Source organism: Chryseobacterium sp. II3a, assembly GCF_057815135.1.
This window is the reverse complement of the sequence record NZ_JBYPZJ010000005.1, coordinates 355,256-378,505: the sequence shown is the minus strand read 5'-3', so window position 1 is coordinate 378,505 and position 23,250 is coordinate 355,256. Positions and strand designations below refer to the sequence as shown.

General features: G+C 36.0%; 13 protein-coding genes. 6 read left to right on the top strand and 7 right to left on the bottom strand.

Annotated elements, in window-relative coordinates; all coding sequences use genetic code 11:
* Positions 1–74 precede the first annotated feature (74 nt).
* Both AC3HD6_RS14810 and AC3HD6_RS14805 read right to left on the bottom strand, forming a co-directional pair.
* Entirely contained in the window at positions 75–782 is a 708-nt protein-coding gene (locus tag AC3HD6_RS14810; RefSeq protein WP_488897057.1) for a ZIP family metal transporter, read from the bottom strand.
* A 2-nt stretch (positions 783–784) separates the two neighbouring features.
* Positions 785–1,510, bottom strand: a complete 726-nt coding sequence (locus AC3HD6_RS14805; RefSeq protein ID WP_488897041.1) for a class I SAM-dependent DNA methyltransferase — start codon at positions 1,508–1,510, stop codon at positions 785–787.
* 137 nt (positions 1,511–1,647) lie between these two features.
* Between AC3HD6_RS14805 and AC3HD6_RS14800 the strand changes: the two genes are divergently transcribed.
* The 3 genes from AC3HD6_RS14800 to AC3HD6_RS14790 all read left to right on the top strand — a co-directional run bounded on the left by AC3HD6_RS14800 (position 1,648) and on the right by AC3HD6_RS14790 (position 4,320).
* Positions 1,648–2,814: a THUMP domain-containing class I SAM-dependent RNA methyltransferase gene (locus AC3HD6_RS14800; RefSeq protein WP_488897040.1), complete on the top strand. Its 1,167-nt coding sequence runs from the start codon at positions 1,648–1,650 to the stop codon at positions 2,812–2,814.
* 12 nt (positions 2,815–2,826) lie between these two features.
* Positions 2,827–3,228, top strand: a complete 402-nt coding sequence (locus AC3HD6_RS14795) for a branched-chain amino acid ABC transporter substrate-binding protein (RefSeq protein WP_488897039.1) — start codon at positions 2,827–2,829, stop codon at positions 3,226–3,228.
* Between the two features lie 84 nt (positions 3,229–3,312).
* Positions 3,313–4,320, top strand: a complete 1,008-nt coding sequence (locus AC3HD6_RS14790; RefSeq protein WP_488897038.1) for a glycosyltransferase family 2 protein — start codon at positions 3,313–3,315, stop codon at positions 4,318–4,320.
* 393 nt (positions 4,321–4,713) lie between these two features.
* Here AC3HD6_RS14790 and AC3HD6_RS14785 read toward each other — a convergent pair whose 3' ends face one another.
* Positions 4,714–5,940 (bottom strand): aminotransferase class I/II-fold pyridoxal phosphate-dependent enzyme, encoded by a 1,227-nt coding sequence (locus AC3HD6_RS14785; RefSeq protein WP_488897037.1) that lies wholly within the window; start codon positions 5,938–5,940, stop codon positions 4,714–4,716.
* 156 nt (positions 5,941–6,096) lie between these two features.
* Between AC3HD6_RS14785 and AC3HD6_RS14780 the strand changes: the two genes are divergently transcribed.
* On the top strand, positions 6,097–6,555 hold the full coding sequence (locus tag AC3HD6_RS14780; RefSeq protein ID WP_488897036.1) for an Lrp/AsnC family transcriptional regulator: 459 nt from the start codon (positions 6,097–6,099) through the stop codon (positions 6,553–6,555).
* A gap of 67 nt (positions 6,556–6,622) precedes the next feature.
* Here AC3HD6_RS14780 and AC3HD6_RS14775 read toward each other — a convergent pair whose 3' ends face one another.
* From AC3HD6_RS14775 to AC3HD6_RS14760, 4 genes are all read right to left on the bottom strand, one after another.
* Positions 6,623–7,654: a bestrophin family protein gene (locus AC3HD6_RS14775; RefSeq protein ID WP_488897035.1), complete on the bottom strand. Its 1,032-nt coding sequence runs from the start codon at positions 7,652–7,654 to the stop codon at positions 6,623–6,625.
* A gap of 207 nt (positions 7,655–7,861) precedes the next feature.
* Positions 7,862–9,934 (bottom strand): alpha-ketoacid dehydrogenase subunit alpha/beta, encoded by a 2,073-nt coding sequence (locus AC3HD6_RS14770; protein ID WP_488897034.1) that lies wholly within the window; start codon positions 9,932–9,934, stop codon positions 7,862–7,864.
* 76 nt (positions 9,935–10,010) lie between these two features.
* Positions 10,011–12,161: a S8 family peptidase gene (locus tag AC3HD6_RS14765; RefSeq protein ID WP_488897033.1), complete on the bottom strand. Its 2,151-nt coding sequence runs from the start codon at positions 12,159–12,161 to the stop codon at positions 10,011–10,013.
* Between the two features lie 276 nt (positions 12,162–12,437).
* A complete protein-coding gene (locus tag AC3HD6_RS14760) occupies positions 12,438–14,570 on the bottom strand; it encodes a S8 family peptidase (protein ID WP_488897032.1) in 2,133 nt (710 codons plus the stop codon).
* A 271-nt stretch (positions 14,571–14,841) separates the two neighbouring features.
* Here AC3HD6_RS14760 and dnaE point away from each other — a divergent pair, with 271 nt between their 5' ends.
* Together dnaE and AC3HD6_RS14750 are read left to right on the top strand one after the other, a co-directional pair.
* Complete coding sequence (gene dnaE, locus AC3HD6_RS14755; protein WP_488897031.1) at positions 14,842–19,509, top strand: DNA polymerase III subunit alpha; 4,668 nt, start codon at positions 14,842–14,844, stop codon at positions 19,507–19,509.
* A 300-nt stretch (positions 19,510–19,809) separates the two neighbouring features.
* On the top strand, positions 19,810–23,202 hold the full coding sequence (locus AC3HD6_RS14750; protein ID WP_488897030.1) for a T9SS type A sorting domain-containing protein: 3,393 nt from the start codon (positions 19,810–19,812) through the stop codon (positions 23,200–23,202).
* Positions 23,203–23,250 lie beyond the last annotated feature (48 nt).

The window sequence follows — 23,250 nt, the reverse complement described above, 5'->3', positions numbered from 1 at the left end:
GTCATTTAGAAAATTCTCAGAGCATTAGTTTACCTTTTGAGACAGCCTCTTTTTTATGCTTAAAAAATAAGTCTTTAATGATGGTGGAAAAGGTGCATCATCAGAGCAAGAGAAACACCTAATACGACAAGTCCTATTTTAACCCAATCAATATTGTGGTTCTTATTGCTTTCAAAAATAATCACCGATGAAATATGAAGGAAAATTCCACCTACAATAGCCAGAAAATAAGGTTGAAGATCTGGGTTGAAATAATTTCCTAATAACATTCCCATAGGAGAAGCTAATGCAAAGAGAGCAACAATTAATAAAGAAGGATAAGTTGATGAACTCTTTGATTCTCCTTTTCTATTGAATAAAAATGCGCCCAAAATAAATGAGATAGGAAGATTGTGAAACACGATCCCTAAAAGGTAAGGTGATAACTCATGTTCTTCATTGGCCAAGGGAATCCCTTCAATAAATGCATGAATAAAAAGTCCTACCATTAAAGCCATGGGTAGAATATTATGTTCATTGTGGTGATGGAAATGTCCATGCTCAAAACCTTTGGTAAGCGCTTCCAAAATCATTTGCAGAAGAACTCCTGCAATGACGAATATTCCCAGACTGCTGCCTGCTGAAGAAGTATATACCTGAGGGAAAACTTCGTTTAGGCAGATGGTGATCAGGAAGCCTGCACTTAATACCAATAGATTTTTAGCCAGCTTTTCCTTTTTACCAAAGTGTTTCCCCAGAAAAACTCCGGCAACTACACTTAAAATCAGTAAAAGTACTGTTATCATTATTTTTTCTTAAATAAATTGATACAACGGGGGGAGGTCTCTTTATTAAACTCATTCAACTGATAATCACCCCAGATTTTTATTCTTTCAAAACCACAATCCGAAGCATAAGCATGGATGGCTTCCAATGTGTGAAGTTTCACTTTTTCAAAGAAATGAAAAGACTGGCCCTCTGTTTGAAAACGAATATCTTTAATAACATGTCTGCCTTCGATTTTTTTCAAAATCTTAAAATCGATATTTCCACGGGTAATAATGTTTTCGGCAACCAGAGTGTTTCTTACATATTCCTCATTCAGATAATCCAGAACAAAATATCCTCCAGGTTTTAGTGCATTATATACTGATTGAAAAACTTTTTTATCATCATTTTCATTGTCAAAATAACCGAAACTGGTAAACAGGTTGAAAACAGCGTCCATAGGATCTGCATCAATTGGGTTTCGCATATCATGAACCTGAAAAATCAGGGTTTGATTTTCATACTGTTTATCAGATTCAATACTTTGTCTTGAAAGATCCAGACCTAAAACATCGTACCCTAATTTGTTGAGAAAAACAGAATGTCTTCCTTTTCCACAGGCAAGATCAATGATCCTGGATTGAGGCGGAAGCTGTAGATCCGCAGTAAGTTTTGTAATGAAGCTTTCAGCTTCAGTATAGTCTCTGTTGCTATAAAGCAAATGATAATAAGGGGTATCAAACCAAGATTCAAACCATTCCATAATGCAAAAATAACTAAATTTGTGGTCTTAAAAGCAAAGTATTTTACAACATAGAAAGATTGAAAAATTCAATTGAGTAATGAATTGGATAGTTAATCTTTTAATTATTAATGCTTTAAAACTTTTAATTCAAAATTATGGACATAGAAAATCTACAAATACAGATTAAAACATTCTTCGGATTAGAACAAATCCTGGCAGAAGAAATCAAGAAATTAGGCGGAAGAAAGGTAGAAGTGAAAAACAGAGCGGTTAACTGTGAAGGAGATCTTGGTTTTCTTTATAAGATTAATTATTCTGCAAGAACAGCATTAAAAATCTTGGTTCCTATTCATCAGTTTAAAGCTTTCAACCAGCACCAGTTCTATGACAGGTTATTCAAATTTGAATGGGATGAATTTATGGATGTAGATCAGTCTTTTTCTATTGATGCTACGGTAAATTCTGAAACTTTCAAACATTCTCAGTTTGTGACATTAAAAATGAAGGATGCAATTGTAGATTATTTTCAGGATAAATATAAAAGACGTCCCAATGTAGAGACGAGAACTCCGGATATCAAATTCCATCTTCATATTGACAGAGAATTGGTGATGATTTCTATGGACTCTTCTGGTGATGCGTTATTCAAAAGAGGGTATAGAAGAGAGCAGGGAGAAGCTCCGATCAATGAGGTTCTTGCCAGCGGAATGCTGCAACTGGCAGGCTGGGATGGAAAAGGAAACTTTCTTGACCCAATGTGCGGTTCCGGAACACTGTTGATTGAAGCGGCGATGATTGCCATGGACCTTCCGGCTCAGATTTTCAGAAAAAGATTCGGATTCCAGAACTGGAAAAATTATAATGCTGATTTATTCTCGAAAATTAAAGAATTCAGAATCAATAGAGTAAGACAGTTTGATGGAAAGATTGTAGGGTATGATATTGATGCAAGAATGCTAAATGCAGCCAGAATGAATGTGGAGGCGGCAGAAATGGAAGATGTAATAGAGATCAAAAAACAGAATTTCTTTGATTCTAAGAAAGAACTTTTCCCATTATTGATGGTATTTAATCCACCTTATGATGAGAGAATTTCCATCAATGATGATGATTTCTACAAAAAGATAGGAGATACGTTTAAAACAAGCTATCCAAATACTTTAGCATGGTTGATTTCATCTGACCTGGAAGCCGTGAAAAAGATAGGCTTACGTCCTTCAAGAAAGATCAAACTTTTCAATGGAAAGCTGGAGACAAGATTCCTGCAGTACGAAATGTATGAAGGAACGAAAAAGATTCATAAATTGGAGGATAAATCTTAAATATACCTTTAGATGTCTTGGAATATTCTTGAGATTTTAGGGTTATTAGCAGATGCTGCTTCAATTGTGGCAACTGAGCGGGTGAAGGATTCAGAAGCTCGTGCCCGAAAAAAGGATAAGAAAAAAGATAAATATTTTACAGAGAAAGTTAGCGCAGGATTTATTCTTGCTGCTGCTGTTCTCTTTTTTATTGTTTTTCATAAGCCTTTGCCGGTAGGTGATCAAACCACAGCTTTAATTGTATCTTCTTTAATAGGAACAGCCATCTCAGCTTTACTGTTTTTTCTTCTGAATCTTATGGAGCTTTATTATTTTAAAAGTATTTTTAAACTGCTTATTTTCAGCTGTTCTGTGATTGCATTTTTTATTGCTTTGGTAATGTTTGTTTACTATGAATCCGGAGTGTTTATCTAAGATTATTAAAATTAATTCTCCCAATAAGCTGTTAAACTGTTTGTGGTTTCCTTTCCGAATAAGTAATTTTGAAAAATTTTCAATTTGAAGCCTAGTATTTCCATTATTGTTGCCATTTACAACCGAAAGGACGAACTTTTCGAGTTGCTGACTTCTTTGACCCAACAGACTGATAAAGAGTTTGAAATTATTATCGTGGATGATGGTTCAATCATTGATCTGAAACCTACCATTAAGAATTTCGAAGAGATCCTTGATATTAAGTATTTCAGGAAAGAAAATTCGGGGCCGGGGCTTACTAGAAATTATGGTGCCAAGAGAGCTGCCAATGAATGGCTGGTATTTGTAGACAGTGATGTGATTGTTGAAAAGGATTATATCGAACATATTAAAAAAGATATTCAGACAATTCCTTGTGATGCATTTGGAGGAGCAGATAAAGCTCATAAGGGTTTTAATCTGATGCAAAAAGCAATTTCATATTCCATGACTTCTGTTTTTACGACGGGAGGAATCAGAGGAAGTAAGAAAGCGGTTTCAAAATTTCAGCCCAGAAGTTTTAATATGGGTGTGAAAAAAGCTGTTTTTGAGAAAGTAGGCGGTTTTTCTGAAATGAGAATAGGAGAGGATCCGGACTTGTCTATGACCCTTTGGGAAAGCGGATTTACTACTGCTTTTTTTGATGATATTGCAGTATATCATAAACGTAGAGTAGACTTTGGGAAATTCTCCAAGCAGGTGTATCAATTTGGTTGTGCAAGACCGATTCTTAATCAAAGGCATCCGAATTATGTAAAAATATCCTTTGCATTTCCTACCTTATTTATGTTAGGATATATCATGGGATTTGTGGAATATTTTATTCTAGAAAAAGGATTTATTCTTGCTTTCTATGGATTGTATACATTTTTGGTGTTTTTCCATGCTTTATTATTGACTAAGAATATTAGTATTGCAGGAATGGCGGTAATTTCTACTTATATTCAGATGTTTTCTTATGGATATGGATTCCTGAAATCCTGGGTTCTGTTGAATGTTTTCAGGATGAAGCCGGAGGATGCATTTCCGCACCATTATTACAAAAATAACTAGCTGCCTGTTTTAAGGTTCCTTTCAATTTTTTTGTTGGAAAACGCTAAGGCGCGGAGGTTTTTTTATATTGTATGTTATAAGGTGTAAGGATTTTATCTCCGATAAAATTGATGGGGGTTAGATTTTCTCGCAGATTACACGGATTACGCAGGTTTTTTACCTATTTTGGAATAAACATAAAAATGGATTCAATATAAATGGGCTAAAGCCCATTTATAATAAAAACAAAAATTCCATTGGCTTTAGCCAAAAACTAAAGAAGATCTAATTTCATAAGACTAATTCTAAATCTCACATATTTTAGTCATAACTAAAAAGAGTAATGGAGTTTGTATTTAAATAAAAATAAAGAAGGCTGTTTCATTGAAACAGCCTTCTTTTGTACAATAAAATTTAGGATATAGAGATGTTTTCATGGTTAAGAACTCCTACTTTCAGCATACATTCTTTCATTTTATGGTAAGTTCTTTTGATGTCGTGGTCCAGACCAATAGAAAATCTGATTAATCCATCAGAAATACCAATTGATGCACGTTCTTCTTCCGGAATCTCGGATGATGTAGATTTTCCTGAGCAAGAGAAAAGGGTTTTATAGAAGCCTAAGCTTACAGCCAGATAGCCAAGGTTTTCGGTCTGCATCATTTCCATAAGTTCGTTGGCTTTTTCTGTAGTTCCTGCATCCAGTGTTAATAATCCTCCGAATCCGTACTCTTCATCAATCATGCTCTTCATCAGTTCATGATTTTTATGAGAAGGTAATCCCGGATAAGATATTTTTAAACCATCCTGCTCAAATCTTTCCGCAAGATAGAGAGCATTGTGACTATGTTGTTTTATTCTGATATGAAGGGTTCTAAGGTTTTTAAGGATGCTGGATGCTCTTAAGCTGTCCATGGTAGGTCCCAACAGCATACATGCCCCGGAGTTTACATTTTTAGTGTCATCAATAAATGCCTGAGAGCTGCAATATACACCTCCAACAGTATCACTGCTTCCATTGATGAATTTTGTTAAACTATGGATCACAACATCCGCTCCGAATAATTGTGGAGAAATAGAAAGTGGAGAGAATGTATTGTCTACAATCAGTTTTAAATTATGTTTTTTACAGATTTCAGAAAGCTTTCTAAGATCTGCTACTTCAAGTAGAGGATTGCTTACACTTTCGCAATAAATCACTTTTGTATTGGGAGTAATAGCAGCTTCTATAGAATCAAAATTATTGATATCCACAAAAGTAGTGGCTACATTGAATTGTGGTAAAAAGTTTTTAAGGAAAGCATAGGTTCCTCCATAAATAGTTCTGCTCGAAATAATATGGTCACCGCTTTTGCATACCTGCATCAAAACCGAAGTGATAGCTCCCATTCCGGATGCTGTAACGTTGGCAGACTCTGTATTTTCCATTTTGGCTAAAGCCTGAGCCAGATAAAGATTCATAGGTGATGAATGTCTGGAGTACAGGTAACATCCTTCCGCATTTCCTTCAAAAGTATCAAACATAGTCTTTGCAGAAAGGAAAGTATAAGTGGAGCTGTCAGAAATAGAAGGGTTTACTCCTCCGAATTCACCGAAATACTGAAGATCCTGGATCTCGTTGGCTGCGTTAAAATTTTCCATAAGATTGTTTTTATTTTACCAGCCTAATTTGCGCTATTTTCCTAATTATTACAACATATATTTGAATTTATAGATTATAAAACTGCTAAATGTTGTTTATTTAGAAAATATAATTGCTATCTTCGGAAATATTAATTTTTTACCAAAAATTTATCTATGGAACTTGATGATATTGATAAAAAACTATTGTTGTTTTTGCAGGAAGACTGTAAACAAACTACCAAAGAGCTATCCGGAAAGCTTGGTTTATCGGTTACAGCTATTTATGAACGGATTAAAAAGCTTGAAAATGCCGGTGTAATTTCAAAATATGTAGCCTTATTGGATAAAAGTAAGGTTCAGCGTAATTTTATCATTTTATGTCATATAAAACTAACGCAGCATAAAAAAGAATTTGTTCTGCAGTTTGAAAAAGAAGTGATGAACCTCCAGGAAGTAACGGAATGTTTTCATGTAAGTGGAGACTACGATTATATCCTTAAAATAGGAGTAAGGGATATTGAAGATTATCGAAATTTTATGCTAACGAAACTTACGACGCTTCAACACATCGCAAGTACGCACAGCTCATTTATGATTTCTGAAGTAAAAAATACAACAGCAATTGTTTTGTAAGAAATTATATGAAAATACTAATTGAGTCTTCTATCATTACTCATTGCTGATTACTCATTATTGATTATTAAACCAGCACTCCGTTTTTAGAAGCAATAGGATCCGGTAATTCTGTTTCTCCTGTCATTTGAAGAAGGTCAATTTCGATAGTTCTACAGATGGAGAGCATTGGAACATCAAACATGAGGCCTGCAAAAGGGTTTTCAGAATAATCACCTACCAGTTCCATAATAATATAAATCCATCCGATAATAATACAGAAAGGAATAGAGGTCCAGATTCCCCAGTCACCCAATTTTGCAAATTCATTCACAAGCCCAAGAGGAAGTAAAGTGATAAAAAGAATGTTGAAAACAAATGCCGTACTCGCAAACTGTCTTGGAGAAGGGAATTTTTTGATTCTTTCTGCCTGTCCTTGAAAGCCATAGAATTCATTCAGACTATTCTGTAGCTGTGTCTGATTAAAATCTGTAATGGCATTCATGTTTTTTAACTCATTGATATCTTTCGCCTGTTGGGAGATCAGGTAGGTTGCAAAGTTTTTATAAGTGTTTTTCAGTTCATATTCTTCTTCTGAAAGGTATTTATGCAAGAAAATAGGAGCTCTTCCATAATCAGGAAAACCTGCCTTAATCAATCTGTTTCTTCTAAGGTTGATATTTCCAAATTTATTATTTTCACTACTGATATGCTCCCATTCTGTAGGAACTAAAAGCTGCTCACGGAAAGTGTATAGCCATGCGATATGACGATTGATAATCTTTTTTTTGCGATCTTCGAGATCAAAAATACCTATTTCTTCGTTCTTAGTATCAAAAGCCTGTACCATAGACGCAAATGAACGACTGGAATTCACAATACCACCCCATATTTTTCTTGCTTCCCAAAGCCTGTCGTAAGCCTGGTTATTTTTAAAACCTACTAAGAAGGCTTCTGCAGTACCTATAAGTGCTACCGGAACCCATGGTATGGTCATCCAATGCCAGTTGAAGAAGTAAAAAAGTATAGCAATCAACGTGCACCAGATAGAGATTAAGATAAGATGTACACCGGATAGATTGAGAACTTGTTTATAATTGACGTATTTAGTAGTGATCATAAAGATAAATGTGTTTTTGCGTGTATAGACAAAATAAGTACCAAACTTTTTAAGAGTTTATCGGGGAATGCCTGTTATAAATTTAATTTCAGTTTTTGTTTAAGTATAATGTTCTCGGATTGAGTTTGATAAATCCTAAATAAAAGTAATGAAAAAAAAGCATAAAAAAACCTCTAAATAATTTTAGAGGTCTGATTTTATATGGATTTAATATTGCAACATTTCTTCAATCTTCCTGGAAAGCTTTTCAGCATTTGGAAGCATTTCTTTTTCCAATACCAGATTGATAGGAACCGCTGGTACATCTAAAGATCCCATGGTTTCTACCGGAGCATCCAAATATTTAAAGCAATTCTTGGAAATTCTGTGTGCAAATGCTTCTGCAAATGAATTGTTAAGCTGTTCTTCGGTCAAAACAATACATTTTCCATGTGCTTTTACTCTTTCGAATACTAGTTCTTCATCTAATGGAATTAAAGTTCTTAAATCAATCACTTCTACTTTTCCATTAAAGTTCTTGGCTGCTTCTTTCGCCCAGTAAACTCCCATTCCGTAAGTTACCACTAATAATGTTCTGCCTTTTTCTGTTTCATCTTGATCAGCTTCTATGATAATTTTTCCTTTTCCGAAAGGTAAAACATAATCTTCAGCAGGTTCAATGGTTTTAGCATCTTCGGTTCCCGGAACTTTACTCCAGTATAATCCCTTGTGTTCCAGCATAACTACTGGATTCGGGTCGTAGTAAGCCGCCTTCAAAAGACCTTTGAAGTCTGCAGCATTACTTGGATATGCTATTTTGATTCCTTTAATATTGGCAAGAATACTTTCAACGCTTCCACTATGATAAGGACCACCACCGCCGTAAGCTCCGATAGGAACACGGATAATATTGCTTACAGGGAATTTTCCACCACTCAAGTAGCTTGATTTTGATATTTCGGTAATTAATTGGTTGATCCCTGGATAGATATAGTCAGCAAACTGAACTTCAACGATTGGTTTCAGCCCTACAGCACTCATTCCGGTTGTAGAACCAATAATGTATGCTTCCTGAATGGCCGTATTGAAAACTCTTTTGCTCCCAAACTTCTTTCCAAGAGTTACTGTTTCTCGGAAAACCCCACCAATTCTTTCACCTACATCCTGACCATAAAGAAGGGCTTCGGGATGCTTCCACATCAGTTCCTGTATAGCATGAATGGCGGCATCTACCATTACGATCTTCTCACCATTGGCAGGTTCACGTGTTCCTGTCTCTTCTGTAATCGGAGTAGGAGCAAATACATGCTGCATTACTGTCTCAGGCTTTGGCTCTTCTGCGTTTTTAGCTTTTTCAAAAGCTTCTTCAGCTTCAAGGCGGGTCTTTTTTGTAATTTGTTTTAAAAGATCTTCATCTACACCTGTTTCCAATAAATGTTTTCTAAGAATTTCTCCTGGATCTTTGGCTCTATGTTTTGTTAAATCTTCTTCATCTCTATAGAATTCTCTTCTTACTCCTGAAGTGTGGTGCCCAATCAATACTGTCTTTGCGCAAACAACCAAAGGTTTTCTTTCTGTTCTTACAAAGTCTACTGCTTTCTTCATAGCTTCGAAACTCTCCACAAAATCAGTTCCGTCAACTCTCATTCTGCTTAATCCGGTGAATCCTGCTACGAAATCGTAAGCATCACAGGTTCTGGCTTCCTCTTTGGTGACAGAGATTCCCCACTCATTATCCTGAACAAGGAAAATAATAGGAAGTTGATGTAAAGCTGCAAACTGCAAAGCTTCACTTACTTCACCTTCTGTTACAGAGTTGTCACCAAGACTGCAGATCACAACAGGATTATTTTCAAACTGCTGAAGTTCGAAATCCTGAATATATTTTATTCCCTGGGCAACACCTGTTGTAGGAATCGTCTGCATTCCAGTTGCAGAACTTTGGTGAATGATTTTCGGTTTATTTTCATCTCTGCTGGAAGGATGAGAGTAATAGGATCTACCTCCGGAAAAAGGATCATTAGCTTTGGCTAATAATTGAAGCATCAATTGATAAGGTTCAAACCCAATTCCCAAAAGAATACTTTCGTCTCTGTAATAAGGGGAGATCCAATCTTCCTTTTTGAGTTGGTAGGCGGTTGCTAATTGGATGGCTTCGTGGCCTCTTGAAGTACTGTGGACGTATTTACAGATGTTTCTGTTTTCCTCATAAATGTCGGCCATTGCTTTAGCAAGCATCATATGATTGTACGCTTTAAGTAAAATATCCTGAGAAACTTTTTCGTGAAGTGTATTTTCCATAGGAAGCAAATATATATAAAAAAAACAAAATACTAACAACTGTTAGTATTTTGCAAAAAAAATATGAATTTGTTGATTATTCTTTAATGATTTTTTTAGAAATAATGTCATTACCGGTTTTTACTTCTACGATGTAAATTCCTTTTGTATAAGCCGATAAATCAATGGTTTCCTTATCACTTTCGATTGTTCCATTACGTAATTTTTTACCGGAAAGATCATAAATTGTGAAGGTAGATTTTTTAGGAGCTTTCAGGATGTTTATTACATCTTTTGTAACAGAAGGAGCCACAGCTAAACTGCTTAAAACTCCCGCTTTAGACTCTTTCGTTCCTAATACTTCGTTATATCCGGTTACTATAATAGAGTAGTCTTGAGGAGTATTTTCGTTATCATTGTTTTTAAGAGTGCCTTTATTGGAAATTTCAATTCTGTAAGTTCTTCCTGCTACAGGAGCGTCTACTATTACCTGTTCAACGTTATCTACGGTATTGTCTCCTTTTAAAGCTGTCATTGGACTGTTGTAATCAAGTCTCCATGGAAGGTAGATAGTGTTGTCCGTAACATCAATAATTCTTACATCCAAATCATTTATTAATTTGGAAATTCTATTGTTATGTAAATTTTGTAAAGATGTATTGTTGTCAACGCTTGGGTACTCAGGATCCACCCATGAAATTGTGACTTTTAATGGTTCATTTCCGGAAGCAATAACTGTTTTTTTGTTAGGAGTTCCGCTGGTCAATGTTTCATTGTTGAAAATAATTGTGTTATTGGATTTTCCTACAAGAAGTTCTGCACCTTTTTTTGCATTAATAAAGCCCCAGCCAAATTGAGCATCAGGTCCAGCAGCGTTACCTGCTTCCAAGGCAGAATGAATCATTAATGTTTTTGCAGATGCTGCATTTAATAAGGCTCCAGAAAATAGCTGTTTGTTAATCTGGGTCCAAAGCCCAATGATTCCTGTAACAATAGGGGCAGAATAAGAGGTTCCGCTGCCAGTTTCCACGCCGCTGTTTCCTGTTGAATTATTTTGAGTGGTAGCACTCGCCACATCTGTTCCGACTGCTGTAATATCTGGTTTGATTCCACCATCATCTCTAGGCCCTGCACTGCTGTAATTAGAGTGAATAACATTCGCAGCCACGGAATATCTTCCGTCATTGGCTGTTATTCTATCTGCAGCAGCAACAGAAATAATATTTTTAGCTACAGATCCGGGAGATATACAGTCGTACCCTTGAAGACAGTTAACAGGGGGAAGAGTGTATGTAGTGGCAAATTCTACCCAGCTGCCAGCCGCATTTTTATAATATTTTTTAAAATTAGTTGTTTGTGTTGAATAAGCATTGTTTCCCATATTGAAGGAATTTCCAGCAGACTTAACAATTATATAAGAAGGGTCACTATAAACAAGTAAGTCATAAAACTTATCATTAATAATATAAGATCCCTGCATGTCATATGATGTAGTTGAGGGAGTAAAGCTTCCGTTCCATCCCCAAGCATTGAGATTGTTGACCGTTATAACATCCCAGCCGGCACTGATACCATAAGAGTGGTTAGAGATGTTAGGTTCTGCAGTTAAGATCTTTTGAAATACGTTTTTTGATGTTGTTTCTCCCTGTAATATAGAGCTTCCGAAAGAGTATGCATCTATTGTACAGTTGGGAGCAATGCCTTTAAAATTGACTTGTCTTCCACTAGGTGTAAAGGTGTAAGAAAAGTCTCTTGCTCCAATAAAACTGGCTACAGATGTAGCATGATCGCCATAATTAAGGCTGCTGCTTTCTTTATTGGTAATCCTGCTCGGAGCATTGTTGAAAAGAACATGACCAGCATATACTCTTGCTGTACTAGACACAGTGCTTCCGTCAAAGATGGTAAACTTAATGTTTTCACCATTAAAAGATCCTGTTAGCCCCGTAATATTGCCTCCCTGTAAATAGTCTGAATTGGAATTTTTAATTTGGTCCATATCGTGAACTTTATAAAAATAAGGCTGATTGCCATCCGTAAAACCTGCAAGGCTGGCTTTGAGCTCATCGATTTCTTTTAAAGCTTCTGGATCTCTGTTTGAGCTATATTTCTTAGCTATATAGGTATTCAGTTTTTGAATATCCTCTGTTCTTAATTTTTCAAATTCTCTTTTTAGAATTTCATTTTTGTTTTGTGCACTTGTTAAAGAAATAAGCAAAGTACTGATCGAAATAAAGATTTTCTTCATAATATTTGATAGATATTTAAAGGTTGTTGTGTTTTTCAAATATATGAAGGTTGTGTTTTTTTTCCTTTTTTAATGTTAATAATTTGTTTTTTTTGTGCTTAAATTGATTTTTGTTTGGTTTTGTGTTTAAAAAATTTAATTTTTTTAAAATTTTATAGTTTTATTTTCGCTCAGGTTGAGATAGGGAGTAGAAGAAATAAGTTTAAAAAGAAGTTCCAAATAAAAAAAGGATACCAACATGAGTTAGTATCCTTTATAAATTGATGAGTGTTAAACTTACTCTTTAATCACTTTTTTAGCAACAACATCTTTGTCAGTTTTTACTTCAACGATGTAAATTCCTTTAGGATGAGCAGATAAATTAATTGCTTCTTTATCACTGTTGATATTTCCGCTCTGTAATTTTTTACCGGACATATCATAAATAGTAAATGTAGATTTTTTTGGAGCATTTAAGATATTTGTAACATCTTTAGTAATTGAAGGAGCAACAGTAAGGCTGTTTAATGCATCGGCTTTAGCAGCTTCTTTGGTTCCTAATACTTCAGTATATCCTGTTACGATGATTGAATAGTTTTGAGGAGCAGTAGCACCAGTACTATTCTTTAAAATCCCTTTGTGCTTTACTTCAATTTTATAATTTTTCCCTGCAGCTGGAGCATCTACTATAACTTGTTCAACATTGTCTACGGTATTGTCTCCTTTTTGCGCTACCATTGGGCTTGTAGCATTCAGTTTCCAAGGTAAGTAAACTGTACCTGATTCTACATCTGTAATTCTTAAATCTAAATCATTTATCAATCTTGAATTTCTGTTGTTATAAGCAGTTGCATAAGTCAACCCGGCAGTATTAAATGCAGGATCAATCCATGAAATAGTAACTTTTAAAGGAGTAGTTCCTGAAGCTTTAACGGTCTTTGTATTAGTAGCTTCGTTGTTTAGCGTTTCGTCATTAAAGATAACGGAATTATTAGATTTTCCTACTAGAATTTCTGCTCCTTTTTTAGCATCAATATATCCCCATCCGAAATGTGGATCTGGACCTACAGTTCCTGCTTCAAGTGCTGAGTGGATCGTTAATGTTTTAGCAGCTGCAGCATTCATATCTGCATTGTTAAACAATTGCTTATAGATCTGCATCCATAATCCAATAACTCCTGTAACAACTGGTGCAGAATATGAAGTCCCACTACCATAATCATAGGATGTACTTCCAGTTGTATTCTCGGCTGTAGATGCAAGGAATACATCAGTTCCAGTAGTTGAAATATCTGGTTTTATACCTCCATCATCTCTCGGACCCGCACTACTGTAGCTGGAATGTACTACGTCTGAAGCTGCGGCATATTTGAAGTTGTTAGTAGTGATTACATCTGTAGCTCCTACTACAATTATATTCTTTGCAAGTGACCCAGGACCTATACAATCAAAACCTTGTGCACAGTTAGTCTGTGGTAATGTATCTGTACTTGTGAAAAGAACTGGATTATCATTATCATCAAGGTAATATTTTGGAAAAGCTGAAGTACCTGGATAATTAGGTCCGTCACCATAAGAGTTACCTGCAGATTTTACAATTACATAAGTAGGGTTAGCATAAACAATATTATCATAATTTTGATCTTCTCCTAAATAACTACCTTGTAAATCTAATGTTGTATTAGGGCTTTCAAAAATTCCACCCCAAACCCATCTAGGATTTCCATTATCATCTTCATCATAATTCCATCCTACACTAGCTCCATAAGAGTGGTTTGAGATCTTTGGTGCAGCTGTTATTATTTTTTGGAAAACAGTACTTACTGCTGTGTTTCCAGGTAAAATAGTATTGGCAAATCTGTAAGAATCCATTGTAGAATTAGGTGCAACACCTTGAACGTTAAATGTTACAGGAGTAGTACCTAATTGTCCACTAGCAGTAAGACTTCTACTTCCTATAAAACCAGCAACACCTGTAGAATGTCCACTATAGATATTAGTGGCGGCTTCTTTATTAGTAATTCTGCCAGTTGCATTATCAAATGCAGGGTGAGCTGCGTACACTCTACCACCGTCAAAAATAGTGAATTTTATTCCTTCACCTTTAAAGGCTCCAGCTAAACCACTTACTCCTCCTGCAGTGTTAAGAGCATCGGCATTAGCATTAGAATTTTGTCTTGTTTCGTGGCCTTTATAAAAATAAGGTTTACCATTAGGAGAAAACCCTGCTAGATTAGCTTTTTCTTCTTCAATTTTTTTCTGGATATCAGCTGACTTTGCAGTACTTCCATACTTTTTTGCAACATAAGAGTCAAACTTAGCACTGTTCTCCTTGTTTTGTCTTTCAAACTCTCTTTTTAATCCTTCATTGTTTTGCGCACTTAGCATTGAAATAGCTAAAGTACCGACCAAAAGTAAATGTTTCTTCATAATGATTAGTAAATATTAAAAATTGTAACGGCTCAAATATAGGTTAAAATATTTATAAAATTCTATTTAGAATGATTAAATATTGTTTTTTTTTAATATTTTAATCAATGTTTTACATGTTTTCGGATTAAATGTGTTTGATTTACTAAATGTATTTGATTTTTATATTGTTAAATTTATATAGTGTGAGTATTGGGACTTTAAAGACGGTAAATTCGAAAAAATGAAGTAACTTTACATTCTCTTTTGTATAAAAAAGTTAGAAAATTATATGTATTTAATTTTTGACACAGAAACAACCGGTTTACCAAAAAATTTCAACGCTCCGCTTTCAGATTCTGATAACTGGCCAAGAATGGTTCAGATCGCATGGCAGGTGCATGATGATGATGGTAACTTAATTGAAAATCAGGATTATATAATAAAGCCTGAAGGGTATGATATTCCCTTTAATGCAGCCAGAATTCACGGGATTACAACCAAGATTGCTAATGAGGAAGGGCGTGATCTGCAGGAGATCTTAGAAGAGTTTTCTAAGGTGCTTGAAAAAATAAGAGTAGTTTCCGGTCACAATGTTGAGTTTGATTACAATATTGTAGGAGCAGAATTCTATAGAAAAAATATAAAAGACAATCTTCAGGAAAAACCCAGAGCTGATACAATGATTCTGGGGACCGATTTCTGCCAGTTAGGCGGAGGTCGTGGAGGACGTTTTAAACCTCCGAAACTTGAAGAACTTTATGAAAAACTGTATGGGAATAAATTTGATGAGGCCCATAATGCTGCTGCCGACGTAAATGCTACAGCCAGAGCATTTTTCGAAATGGTAAGGATTGGTGTTGTTCCTGCTGAAACATTAAAGATTTCAGAAGATCAGTTAGCCTATTTTAAGAGTCTTTATCCTGATCCGATCAAGCCTTTTAATATTGTTATCAGAAGGCAGGTCGCAGATTTCCATAATAAAAAGAAGCAACAGGATTTTGGAAGTATTGATGAAATTGATTTAGGAAAATATTTCAATTTTAATAATCATAGTGTCTTTTCAACCTTAACAGCCACTTCAAGTATTAATGACTTGATTAAAAAAGCTTCTGATGAGAATTTTCCAGCTGTCGGAATGGTGGATCTGGGAAATATGATGGGGGCGTTCAAGTTTGTTTCTGCGGTAGAAGGAGCTAATGGTGACAGAGCTAAGAAACATAAAGAATATCTGACAAAAAAACAGGAAGCTGAAGAAAATGGAACTGAATTTAATGAAGCAGAACCTGTTTCTGAGCCATTAATCCCTGTTGTAGGCTGTGAATTTTATATTTCAGAACGATATGAACAGAAGCAGTTTACCAAAGATGATCCGGATAGGAGAACTCAGGTTGTCCTTTTGGCAAAAGACTTTAACGGCTACAAAAATTTAGCAAAACTATCAAGTATCGGTTTCTTAAAGGGATTCTATTTTGGAGTTCCAAGGATTAGCCGTGAACTGATTGCTCAATATAAAGAAGGAGTTATTGCTTTGACTTCCGGGATTATGGGAGATATTCCTGATGCGATCTTAAATACCGGTGAGCAGAAAGGTGAGGAGCTTTTTAAATGGTGGAGTGAAACTTTTGGAGAAGATTTTTATGTTCAGCTTCAAAACCATAATCTGCCTGAGGAAGAACACCTAAACGAAGTTTTATTGTATCTGGCAGATAAATATAATGTTAAGATTCTGGCCCAGAATGAAACATATTATACCAATAAAGATGATGCGAATATCCAGGATATTGTAAGCTGTATCAAAGATGGGGAAAAACTTACAACTCCTATAGGGAAAGGCTTTGGAAAGAGAAGAGGATTGGCTACGGAAGAGTATTATATAAAGAACTCTGATGAAATAAAAGAAGCTTTCCTTGCTTATCCGGATGCGTTTGAAGCCTATGATGAATTTTTTGCAAAGTTTAAACCTTATACCTTAAAACGAGACGTTCTCCTACCAAAATTTGATATTCCTGAGGAATTTATCCATGCAGAAGATGAGGTAGACGGAGGGAAAAGAGGAGAAATGGCTTATCTTACCTATCTTACTTACGAAGGTGCAAAGGTTAGATATAGAGATACAGGGATTACCGATGAAATCAAAGAGCGTCTTGACTTTGAGCTTGAAGTAATTGCCAATACCGGTTATCCGGGATACTTCCTTATTGTACAGGATTTCTGTAATGAAGCCCGTAAAATGGGAGTTTGGGTTGGTCCGGGAAGGGGTTCTGCTGCAGGGTCTGCAGTAGCTTACTGTATTGGAATTACCAATGTTGACCCTATTAAATACGACCTCCTTTTTGAGAGGTTCCTGAACCCGGAAAGGGTATCCATGCCCGATATTGATATCGACTTTGATGATGAAGGTAGAGACCGGGTTATCAAATGGGTAATTGAAAAATATGGACAAAGCCAGGTAGCACAGATTATCACCTATTCAGTCTTAGGAGGGAAATCTGCGATTAAAGATGCCGGAAGAGTTTTAGACGTTCCGATTCCTGATACGAACAATATTGCTAAACTTATTCCTTCTACACCAGGGATGAATATTGCGAAAGCATTAGCAAAATATGATAAACTGAAACCGGAGGAACAGATGCTCGTTGATGAGATGAGGTATGTTCTTGAAAGTCCTGATGATTCCCGTCACGGAGTATTGGCAAGTGCTAAGAAGATGGAAGGATGTATCAGGAATACCGGAATTCACGCCTGTGGGGTAATAATTACTCCGGAAGATGTAAGTAATTTAGTTCCGGTAACCATTGCTGCGAAAGATGCTGATATCTTAGTGTCTCAGTTTGATAACTCAGTGGCGGAAAGTGCAGGTCTTCTGAAGATGGACTTCCTGGGTCTTAGAACGCTTACCATTATTAAAGATGCGTTAAAGCTAGTGAAAGCAAGATATGGATTAGATATTGATCCGGATCTTATTCCATTAGATGATGCTAAAACATATCAATTATTTAAAGAAGGAAGAACAGTCGGGATCTTCCAATATGAAAGTCCCGGAATGCAAAAATACATGAGAGAGCTTAAACCTACGGTTTTTGCCGATCTTATTGCCATGAATGCCCTTTACCGTCCGGGGCCTATTAAATATATCCCAAACTTTATTAATAGAAAGCACGGCATTGAAGAAATTGTTTATGACTTGCCGGAAACAGAAGAATATTTAAAGGAAACTTACGGAATTACCGTTTATCAGGAGCAGGTAATGCTTCTTTCTCAGAAACTGGCCAATTTTACAAAAGGTGAGGCCGATACGCTGAGAAAAGCGATGGGTAAGAAACAAATTGATGTTCTTAATAAAATGTATCCTAAATTCATTGAAGGAGGTAGAAAAAACAATCTTAATGAAGAAAGGTTGGAGAAAATCTGGAATGACTGGAAAGCCTTCGCGGAATATGCCTTCAACAAATCCCACTCAACCTGTTATGCCTTTATTGCGTACCAAACTGCTTATTTAAAAGCCAATTACCCGGCAGAATATATGGCGAGTGTGATGAGTAATAACATTAACAACACTGATTCAATTACCATGTTCATGGAGGATTGCAAGAGTATGGGAGTGGATGTTTTGGGACCTGATGTAAATGAATCTCAATACAAATTCTCCGTAAACGAAAAAGGGCAGATCCGTTTTGGCTTGGGAGCGATTAAGGGAATTGGTGAAGGACCAAGTGAAGCTATTACAAGAGAAAGAGAAAACGGAAGATTTAAAAATATCTATGATTTTTTTGAAAGAATACTGCCTTCCCAAATGAATAAAAGGGTAGCGGAAAGTTTAGTGGTTGCTGGTGCTTTTGATGAACTGGATACTTTTCACAGAGGTCAGTATTTTGATATTGATATGGCTGGGAAAACGAATCTGGAGCGATTGATCAGATATGGACAAAGCTTTCAGGAAAGTAAAAATGAGATGGAGCATTCTCTGTTTGCTGATTTTGCAGATGAGGTTCAGATTGAGCAGCCAAAACTTGCACCATGCCCTGAATGGCCGAATATGCATAAGTTGAACAAAGAAAAAGAAACCATTGGATTCTATCTTTCTGCCCATCCATTGGATGAATTTAAATATCAATTCCAATTTATGCAGGGGAGGCTTTCCAAGAAGTCGGTTCTGGAAAAAGAAGAAGAAGAAAAAGCTACCACTGATGAAGCTCCTGTTTTGGAACAAGACTCAACTGATGAAACTACCGACCTTACAGAAATTGTTTCCGATGAATTATCTGTTGGGGAAGAAGAAATAATTGAGGAAGCAACCAAAAAAGCAGAGCCAAAAGGTAATTTCTTATTCCTAAATCTGGATGAGGTAGATGCTTATAAGGAGCAGGCTTTTGCTAATAAACAGGAAGAGCTGTTTGAAGAAAAAAAGAAAGACTGGAAAACACTTCAGAAGGAAAGAGAAAATGGCGGCGGTGGAAAAGAATATACTGTAGCTGGGCTTATTACGGAATATAGAGTGCAGGATGGTTTCAGAAGCGGTGAAAAAGTAGCTTTTGTCACTCTGGAAGATTATTCCGGGTCTTATTCTTTCAGATTGGGAGATAGGGACTATATGAGGCTGAAGGAAAAACTGGAAGTCCAAAGGTTTGTCATCTTTAAAATAAAATTTGCTCAGGTAAAAGATGGAAGAGTCTTTGTCAATGTAAATGATGTGATTGAGCTTCAGGAAGCATTTGAAAGATATGCTAAAAGTATTTCTTTAGTGATGGATGTGATGGATGTAAGACTTGAGGATCTGGATTTCTTCAAGACAGTTCTGGAACGGAATAAAGGAAACCAGAAATTAAAATTCTATATCAAAAATATTGAAGATGATTCCCAAATAGAAGTACAATCGATGAAGCATTCTGTAGATTTGAACGGGGATCTTATCAAAGAAATACAATTACTTAATAAGTATGAGTTCTATCTTAACTAAAAAGATAAAAATATGAATTTAAAAGTGGCCTTTGGTCACTTTTTTTTATTTTAATAAACTAAATGGTAAATATTATTTGAGTTATATAATTGATTTTTTGAAAGAGTTCAGTGTATTGATATATAGTGTTTTATGTTTTCGTTAACAATTGAATGGTATGTGTTAAAGTTAAACAAATATTTAATTTTTATGTAATAATATGATTATTTTGTGTTTTTTTTATTAGTGTTTTAAAATATTTTATGAAATATATTTAAATATTTTATACTTTTACCGCCTAACTATTATTATTACTAATTTATGAAGAGAATTTTACTCACGTGCCTCATCGCTTCTTATTGTGGTGTGTCTGCACAGATAGGGCCGCCGCAAATTGCTAGCCCTAATACCAATAACGGATATGGTATTACTCAAACTTCCGGAACTTATACGCCACTATCTGCAAGTAGAACTATCTGGCAAGCAGGGGATACTATGGCTACTGATTTAGTGTCAGCTGCTATTCCTTTACCTTCAACTTTTACATACAATAACCAGAAATATAACTCAGTTTATATTAGCAACAATGGTTTTGTAACGTTAGGAGGAGCGATGAGTAATGGAACCTATACGGCATTATCTAGTGATATTTCTCCTACTACCCCGGAAGCCGTTTTTGCTGGTTTCGCTGCAAATTTGAAGAATGCCAATACTACAACTTCTGAAATTTCATATGAAACGGTAGGTTCAGTATTTACGGTGCAGTTTACCGATGTACAAGGGAGTTCAGGCTCCGCTTCCCAACTGCTGAATTTTCAGATCCAGATGAATCTTACATCTGGTACAGTTGCTTTAGTTTATGGAAACTGCGTCTCTGGAACTGCTAATTTTGTTGGACAGGTAGGGATAAGGGGCTCTGAAGGTTCTGATATCAATAATTTTACAGGTACAAACTGGAGTGCGCTTACTCCAGGAACTTCTACTACTTCCAACCCAACTTTAGGAACGTCTAATGGAACAAGTGTTCCTGCTTCAGGGTTAACATTTACTTATTCTCCAGGGACATGGCTGGCTGCTCCTACAACCTTTGCTACGCTACCTTTTACAGAAGATTTTAGTGCATGGGCAAATGGTAACTCTACTTTAGATTTACCTAATGCAAACTATTGGAGAACGTGGCCGGCAAGAGGAGATAACTCTTGGAGACAAAGTAATATTTCCAGTACAGGATTTACTTCAGCTTCAGGATGGACTGGGAGCAATGGTGCTGTAACATTAGGAGGAACGGCCGTGGCTCCAGCTGCAAGATTTCATTCTTATAATTGTTTATATGCTACAGGATATATGGATTTGTATATCAATTTATCCTCGGGTTCTGGTGATAGGATTTTAAGTTTTGATTATGTGAATCCAACCGGTACAGATGTCTTAAAGATTCAGCTTTCTACAGATGGTGGAGTTACCTTTACAGATGTCGGCTCTCCTTTTGGTACTACAACAACAACTTGGGTTACCAATTATGTAAACTTAGCATCTTCCAGCCCCAATGCAATCATCAGATTTTTAGCTAAAGGAGATAATGGAAGTGATGATATTTATGTAGATAATGTTAAAATTTCAGCAGTTTCAGTAGCACCTGATTGTACAACTATTACATCACCAGCTAATGCAGCTACGGGAGTAGCAGTAGTTCCTACTCTTAAATGGAATGCTTCACCAAGTGCAACTTCTTACAAAATGAATTTAGGAACTACACCGGGTGGAACAAATATAATGAATGGAGTAGATGTGGGGAATGTTGTAAGTTATACTTTACCGACAGCAACACAATTGCTATATGGTACAACATATTATGCTACTATTCTACCTTTTAATAGTACCGGGACAGCCAGTGGATGTACTGAGACATCATTTACTACAAAAAATATCGGATGTCCTACTGTTTCTGCACCTACTTCATCTGCAACCTCAGTATCCATACTTCCGACTATTACATGGAGTGCTGTAACTGATGCAACAGGATATAAAATCTCTGTTGGTACTACAGCAGGAGGAACGGATATCATGAACAATGTAGATGTAGGAAGTGGAACTTCTTATACTTTGACAACTGCACTTAATTATAATACAAAATATTATTATACAGTAAACGCATACACCGCAACAAGTACATCTGCATCATGTACAGAAAGAAGCTTTACAACTGTAACTTTATGTCCTTCTGTATCTGCACCTAGTTCAGCGGCAACCGGAGTTTCGATACTTCCAACGATTACCTGGAGTGCAATAACCGGGGTGACAGGATATAGAATTACTATGGGAACTACTGCTGGTGGAAATGATATCATGGATAATGTAGATGTAGGAAACGTAACCACCTATACATTTACTACTCCTTTGGCATTCGGTACAAAATATTACTATAAGGTAATTGCTTATTCAGGAAGTACTGTAGGAACAGCTTGTACGGAGAGAAACTTTACAACAAGTACTTTATGTCCTTCAATTTCTTCACCAAGCTCAGGAGCAACTGGGACGTCTTTAGTTCCTACCATTACCTGGAATGCAATAACAGGAGTTACAGGATATAAAATATCTATGGGAACTACTTCTGGTGGAACTGATATTTTAAATAATGTAGATGTAGGGAATGTTACTTCATATACACATACTACACCTTTAGCATTTACAACAAAATATTATTATACTGTAACAGGATATACCGGAACTCTTACCGGAACGAGTTGTTCTGTAAATAACTTTACCACCCAGGGGGCATGTCCGGTTGTAACATATCCTGCAGCTGGTGCAACACTTCAGCCGATAACGCCTTTAATAAAATGGAATGCAATGCCAACAGCAGCTTATTATACCTTAACAATTGGTACAACGGCCGGTGGTTCTGATATTATGAATAATGTTAATATTGGAAATGTTACTTCATATACGGTTACGGCTCCATTAACACTAGGAACTAAATATTATTATAAAGTAAATACCGATACTTCAACAGCTTGTACTGAAAGATCATTTACCGTGAATGCTAGCCCAGCACCAGCCAATGATAATTGTTCAGGAGCATTGATTGCAGCCTCTTTACCATATACCTATTCGCAGACTGATGGAGCAGGAGCTACCAATGGAGCGGGATTTGTGACGGCTTGCTCAGGATCTAATGATGGAATGTGGTTTAAATTTACCGGAAATGGTAGTGAGATTACTGTAGCTGCAAAAAGTACTACAGCCTGGGATCATAGAGTATCTGTTTACAGTGGAGGTTGTGAGGCTTTTGTTTGTGTAGGAACAGCAGATGAAAATGCTTCAACTCTTGGGAATATTGAAACCTTTACATTTAATTCAGTCGCAGGAACTGTATATTATGTAAATGTGGGATATTATTCTTCGTCATCAGATAGTGCAGAAGGGAACTTTGATTTAAGTATTACAAGTGCCACCTTAGCAACTTCTGAAGTAGTCACTGAGAAAATAAAAGAAATAAAAGTGTATCCTAATCCATTTACAGATATCCTGAATATTTCTGATATTTCTAAAGTACAGTCTGTTTCTGTTATTGATCTTGCGGGAAGAGTGGTAAAAACAATTGAAAAACCATCTTCTGAACTTTATTTAGCAGAATTGAAAGAAGGGATGTATCTCATTGTCTTACATATGAAAGACGGATCAAGACAAGTGGTTAAGTCAATTAAAAGATAAAACCAATTAATATAACAATTTAAAGCAGTGACTCAACAGTTGCTGCTT